We start from the raw sequence: 5,882 nt of genomic DNA, 5'->3' as shown, positions 1-5,882 counted from the left end.
GCCCGGACCCGGGAAGGGTCCGGGCGCCTTACTGTGTGCCGGTTCGCCCGGTCTGTGATGCCGGTCGCTTCCGGCCGGAATGCCGCTGATCTATTCCGACTTCCGGCACCAATTGCCGCATCCTTGACGTATCGCGGTGGGTCGGTGGGTCGGAGAGAGGTTTCGGGGATGAGTGCTGGACCGGTGTCCGCGTTCGACGTCGTGGGTGTACGGGGGAAGGGGTACCGCCCGGAGCAGGTGGACCGGGCGGTCGCCGCCCTGACGGCCGAGCGGGACGGAGCGCTCGCCGAGCACGCGCGGCTGACGGCCCGGGTGGAGGAGCTGGTCGGCGAGGCGGCCCGGCTGGCGGAGACCGTCGCGGCGCTGCCCGTGCAGGACTACGCGGAGCTGGGGGAGCGGGCCCAGCGGATCCTGGCCCTGGCCGAGGGTGAGGCTCAGGCGCTGGAGGCCGAGGCGCTGGCGGCGGGCCAGGCGCTGCGGGACGAGGCGGAGGGGGCGGGCCGGGCGGCCGGGGACGCGGCGCGCGAGGCGGCCGGCGCGGTGCGGGCGGCGGCGGAACAGGTGGCCGAGGAGCGGGTGGCCGGGGCGGTCCGGGAGGCGGAGGAACTGCTCGCCGCGGCCCGGCAGGACGCCGAGGAGGTGCGGTCGGCGGCCGCTTCCGCGATGGAGGAGACCCGTAACCGTACGGCGAGTGTGCTGGCCCACCAGGAGCAGGAGCACGCGGAACGCCTCAAGGCGACCGAGGCCGAACTGGCCGCCGAGGAGGTCGCGTTGGAGGCCCGGTACGCGGAGCTGACCGAGCGGGCGGAGGCGCTGCTCGCGGAGGCGGGCCGGGGACTGGCCGCCACGCAGGAGGCGGCCCGGCACGGCCAGGAGGACGCGGAGGCGCGGGCGGCGGAGGTGCTGGCCGAGGCCCGGGTCCGGGAGGAGCGGGTGGTCCGGGAGACCGAGCGGATCCTGCGGGTGCACGAGGAGGGCCGCGAGGAGGCCCAGGCGCACATGGCGCACGTACGCAGCTCGTTGGCGGCGCTGACGGGCCGGACGGCGTCGCCGGGGGACGGGCCGGGGGAGAAGCCGGAGGACTGAGCGCGCCCCTCCCGGTCCGGGGCGGTGGACGGGCAGGTCGCAACGGGTGGCAACTCTTGACGAATGCGTGTTCTCGGGAGGTGATGGGAGTGATCAGTTCACCCGTCTCCGTTCCCCGTTCACCAGGGAGTGTTCATGTCGGTCGAAGCGCCGGACATTTTGTCACCCGAGTTCGAGAGAGACCCTTATCAGGCGTATCGCCGGATGCGTCATGACGCGCCGCTCCTGTGGCACGAAGCCACCAAGAGTTACATCGTTTCGCGTTACGAGGACGTCGAGCGCGTCTTCAAGGACAAATCCGGTGAATTCACCACCGAGAACTACGACTGGCAGATCGAGCCCGTCCATGGGCGGACGATTCTCCAGCTCAGCGGGCGCGAGCACGCCGTACGCCGGGCCCTCGTCGCGCCGGCCTTCCGGGGCGCCGACCTGCGGGACAAGTTTTTACCGGTCATCGAGCGCAATTCGCGCGAACTGATCGACGCGTTCCGTCACTCCGGGTCCGTCGATCTGGTGGCCGACTACGCCACCCGCTTTCCCGTGAACGTCATTGCGGACATGCTCGGTCTGGACAAGTCCGACTATGAGCGTTTTCACGGCTGGTATACGGCTGTCATCGCCTTTCTCGGTAATCTCTCCGGCGACCAGGACGTGGCGCGGGCAGGTGAACGTACGCGCGTCGAGTTCGCCGAGTACATGCTGCCGATCATCCGGAAGCGGCGTGAGGCGCCCGGCGACGACCTGTTGTCGACGTTGTGCACCGCGGAGGTCGACGGGGTCCGGATGAGCGACGAGGACGTCAAGGCGTTCTGCAGTCTGCTGCTGGCGGCCGGCGGCGAGACCACCGACAAGGCCATCGCCGGTATCTTCGCCAACCTGCTGGTCCACCCGGAGCAGTTGGCGGCGGTCCGCGCCGACCGCAGTCTGATATCCCGGGCTTTCGCCGAGACGCTGCGCTACACACCGCCCGTGCACATGATCATGCGTCAGTCGGCGACGGAGGTGGAGCTGAGCGGCGGCACCGTGCCGGCGGGCTCCACGGTGACCTGCCTGATCGGCTCCGCCAACCGTGACGAGGACCGCTACGGGAACCCCGATGCCTTCGACATCTTCCGCGAGGACCTGACCGCCACGAACGCCTTCTCGGCGGCGGCGGACCATCTCGCCTTCGCGCTCGGCCGGCACTTCTGCGTCGGTGCGCTGCTGGCCAGGTCCGAAGTCGAGATCGGCGTCGGTCAGTTGCTGGACGCCATGCCGGATCTGCGGCTGGCCGACGGCTTCGACCCGGTCGAGCACGGTGTCTTCACCCGGGGGCCGAAGAGCCTGCCGGTCCGCTTCACGCCGGTGTCGGGCTGACGGAACGCGCTCGTCGGCGGGCGGACGGGCCAGGGAACGCTTCCTGGCCCGGCCGCCCGCTACTGCGCCAGCGGGCTGAACTGGACCGGCAGCGCCGACAGTCCGCGCATCCAGATCGAGGGCCGCCAGGTCAGCTCCGCCGGCTCGACCGCCAGCATCAGGTCCGGGAGCTGTTCGAGCAGCGTCTCCACCGCCGTACGGGCCATGACGTCGGCCAGCAGCGGTGCGGGGTAGGGGCAGCGGTGCTCCCCGCCGCTGAACGACAGGTGGGCGGAGTTCTCGGCGCCGACGTACGCCTCCGGCCAGATCTCCGGGTCGGTGTTGGCGGCGGCGATCCCCAGGACCAGGCAGTCGCCGGCCCGGATGTGCCGGCCGCCGAGCTGGGTGTCCCGTACGGCCCAGCGGCCGATGAAGTTCTGCGTCGGGGTGTCCAGCCACAGCACCTCGTTGAGCGCCTCGCCGACGCTGAGCCTGCCGCCGGAGACGTTCACCGCGAAGCGTTCGTCCGTCAGGAGCAGCCGCAGCGTGTTGCAGATCCAGTTGGCGGTGGGCTGCTGGGCCGCGGCGATGACCGAGATCAGGTCCTGGACGATCTCCTCGTCCGTGAGGCCCGCCTCGTGCGTCACCATGCGGGAGGTGACGTCGGGCCCGGGCGCCGCCCGCTTGTCCTTGACCAGTTGGCGCAGCCGGTCGCCGACGCGTCCGTACGCCGCCACCGGGTCGTCCCCTTCGCCGGCGTCGAGGGAGATCCGCAGGTCGTCCACCAACTGCTGGGTGTCCGCGCCCGACACCGGCATGCCGCACATCTGGACCACGGCCCGCATCGGCAGCGCGTGGACGTAACTGCTCATCAGCTCCGTCCGACCGCTTCCGGCGAACTCCGCGATGAGCCGGTCAGCGATGCGCCGGCAGTCGCGGGCCAGCTCGAACTGGTCGACGCCTTCCAGGGCTTCGGTGATGACGCCGGCCCGGCGCCGGTGCTCGTCGCCCTCCGTGAAGAGCACCGACGGCTGGTAGCCGACGAACGGCAGCAGGGGCCAGTCCGGCGGAATGGTGTCCCACTGGTTCCAGCGGCGCGAGTCCCGCGCGAACAGCTCGTCGTGCGTGGTGACGTAGGAGAGTTCGGCGTAGCCGAGGACCAGCCAGGCCGGTACGTCCCCGTCCAGCAGGACCGGCGCCACCGCGCCGTGCTCCCGGCGCAGCGAGCGGTAGAGCTCCGTGGGCGTCTGCTGGTAGGAGGCGCCGGACAGCCGTACGGCGCCGGGGGCGGCCGGGCAGCCGGACGGGGCGGTTGCGCCCGGATTGAAGGACGGGTCGAAGGACGGGCTGGAGGTGCTCATGGTGTCGTCTCCCGGGCGATGGCCATCGTGCGCAGATGGTCGACGAGCGTGATCAGGACGTTCTTGCTGGACCGCCGGACCCGCGCGTCGCAGTCGACCATCGGGATGTGCTCGGGCAGCGCCAGTGCCTGACGGATCTCGTCGAGGGAGTGGGTGAGGTCGTCGTCGAAGCGGTTGACCGCGACCACGAACGGTGTGCCGTGGTGTTCCAGCCGGTCGATCGCGTACCAGGAGTCGTCCATCCGCCGGGTGTCCACGAGGACCACGGCCCCCAGCGTGCCGGAGAACAGCCGGTCCCAGAGGAACCAGAAGCGCTCCTGGCCGGGGGCGCCGAACAGGTACAGCACGATGCGTTCGTTGAGGCTGATGCGTCCGAAGTCGAAGGCGACCGTGGTGGTCGTCTTGGCGTCGACGCCGCTGGTCTCGTCGACGCCGACGCCGGCCTGGGTCATGACCTCTTCGGTGTTCAGCGGCCGGATCTCGCTCACCGAGCGGACGAGCGTGGTCTTGCCGACGCCGAACCCTCCGACGACGACTATCTTCAGGCCGGTTTCGGCGGCGTCGGCCAGCGGAGTGCGCTGGGCCGGCAGCTCACAGCTTTCGGAGACCTCACAGCTTTCGGAGACCATGGAGCACCTCCTGCAGCAGGTCGGAGTCGGGGAGGGCGGACGGTGAGGCGGCCACGCGAGGATGGCGTGCGGTGATCCGGCCCATGGCGCGGAGGTCGTCGAGCAGGATGCGTACCACGGTGACGGGCAGGGCGAGTTCGGCGGCGATCTCGACGACGGCGGTCGGGTGGGTGCACAGGTCGAGGATCCGTGCGTGCTCCGACTGCATGCCGGTGGTCGGCCGGCACTCGCTGACGACGAGGGTCACCAGGTCGAAGGAGTCCGCGGCACGGCTGCGGCCGCCGGTGACCGTGTAGAGCCGGTCGGGGGCCCCGGTGTCGACGGGCCGGCGGGTCACGACGCGCTCCCCGGTGACGTACTCCCCGGGGACGTGCTTCCCCGCGACGCGTTCCCCGGTACGGTGCCGCGTGGTGCGGCGCGCAGGTGTTCGCCGATCTGCTCGACCATCTGCGTCATCTGGTTGCCCACGATGCTGGGGTCGGCCTCCTCCGTGGCGACGACGGCCAGATGCGCGCCTTCGCCGGCTTCGACGATGAAGAGCAGGCCGCCGTGGAACTCGGTCATCGAGTGCCGTACGCCGCCGGAGCCGTCGCCGAACTCGATGGAGGCGCCCTGCGCCAGCGCCTGCATGCCGGAGCAGATGGCTGCCAGCTGGTCAGCCTGGTCGAGCGTGAGGTGCTCGCTCCAGCAGAGCTTGAGCCCGTCGCGGGACAGGGCCAGGGCGTGCCTCGTTCCGGGGGTCTGCTCAAGCAGCCTCTGCAGGAGCCAGGTGAGGCTGTTGTCTGTGGTCTGCATGATGAGTGACGGGACCGTGGCGCCGGGGACCGGCCGATGTCCCGTACCTCCAATCTCGGATGGTCGAGCGAGCGCGTCCGGTGACCCGGGCACCCTGCGGATGGCGTTCCGGGTTACGGCGCGGAGGACGGCGGCGGTACGGTCCCGGCGTCCGGCTCCCCGGAGGCGTCGCCCTGGGACCGCCGGCCACGGTGAAAGGCGCCGAACTGCTGGCCCGCGCTGCGGGGCGGGGTGGCCCGTGGCGTGTCGCCCCGCGGGTTCGCCGGGGACGCGGCCGCGGGCGAGCCGCGGTGACGACCGCGCTCCGCCTCGCCCATGGTGCGGCCGGGCGTACGGACGGGCAGACCGCCGGGGGTGGAGGCCGCCGCAGGGCGGGCCGCGGGCCGCTCGGACTCACGCGGACGGGCGACGAGGGGGTCGGGGGAGGGGGCGGGGGCGCGGTCCGGGGTGGGCAGCGGGGCGGTGGGTGCGACGGTCTCCGGCGGGGCGGGCGTTGCGGGGGCGGGAGTGGGCGACGGCGTCGCGGGCGCGACAGGCGGTGCCGCGGGCGCGGGCGCGGGTTGGGACGCGGGCTCGGGCACCGGCGACGGCGCTGCGGGCCCGGGCTCCGGCGACGGCGCTGCGGGCTCGGCCACCGGCGACGGTGCTGCGGGCCCGAGTGAAGGTGCGGCGGGCG

At 72.0% G+C, this 5,882-nt stretch carries 6 protein-coding genes and 1 pseudogene; 2 read left to right on the top strand and 5 right to left on the bottom strand.

Annotated features, from left to right (window positions below; genetic code table 11):
* Positions 1 to 168: 168 nt before the first annotated feature.
* Positions 169 to 1,086 carry a cellulose-binding protein gene (locus ACFWM7_RS07945; protein ID WP_383256396.1) on the top strand — a complete coding sequence of 306 codons (918 nt, stop codon included), beginning with the start codon at positions 169 to 171 and terminating at the stop codon, positions 1,084 to 1,086.
* A gap of 204 nt (positions 1,087 to 1,290) precedes the next feature.
* Positions 1,291 to 2,442, top strand: coding sequence for a cytochrome P450 (locus ACFWM7_RS07940; protein WP_383256406.1), 1,152 nt, complete (start codon positions 1,291 to 1,293; stop codon positions 2,440 to 2,442).
* Positions 2,443 to 2,501: 59 nt separating this feature from the next.
* On the opposite strand, the gene ACFWM7_RS07935 is transcribed toward ACFWM7_RS07940, so the two are convergent.
* From ACFWM7_RS07935 to ACFWM7_RS07915, 5 genes and pseudogenes are all read right to left on the bottom strand, one after another.
* The gene (locus ACFWM7_RS07935) at positions 2,502 to 3,782 is read right to left on the bottom strand and encodes a cytochrome P450 (RefSeq protein ID WP_383256395.1); all 1,281 of its coding nucleotides are present in this window, start codon (positions 3,780 to 3,782) and stop codon (positions 2,502 to 2,504) included.
* Positions 3,779 to 4,411, bottom strand: coding sequence for an ATP/GTP-binding protein (locus ACFWM7_RS07930; protein ID WP_383256393.1), 633 nt, complete (start codon positions 4,409 to 4,411; stop codon positions 3,779 to 3,781). The genes ACFWM7_RS07935 and ACFWM7_RS07930 overlap by 4 nt, the downstream gene beginning before the upstream one ends.
* The gene (locus ACFWM7_RS07925; protein ID WP_383256391.1) at positions 4,392 to 4,748 is read right to left on the bottom strand and encodes a DUF742 domain-containing protein; all 357 of its coding nucleotides are present in this window, start codon (positions 4,746 to 4,748) and stop codon (positions 4,392 to 4,394) included. The genes ACFWM7_RS07930 and ACFWM7_RS07925 overlap by 20 nt, the downstream gene beginning before the upstream one ends.
* Positions 4,745 to 5,206: a roadblock/LC7 domain-containing protein gene (locus ACFWM7_RS07920; protein ID WP_383256389.1), complete on the bottom strand. Its 462-nt coding sequence runs from the start codon at positions 5,204 to 5,206 to the stop codon at positions 4,745 to 4,747. Before ACFWM7_RS07920 ends, ACFWM7_RS07925 begins: the two co-directional genes overlap by 4 nt.
* Before the next feature lie 113 nt (positions 5,207 to 5,319).
* Positions 5,320 to 5,882: pseudogene (locus ACFWM7_RS07915) on the bottom strand (ATP-binding protein); the annotation flags it as partial.

This window comes from Streptomyces sp. NPDC058375 (assembly GCF_042723425.1).
GTDB classification, from domain to species: Bacteria; Actinomycetota; Actinomycetes; order Streptomycetales; family Streptomycetaceae; genus Streptomyces; species Streptomyces durocortorensis.
Note: the sequence above shows the minus strand (reverse complement) of the source record. Positions and strands in the feature narration are given on the sequence as shown.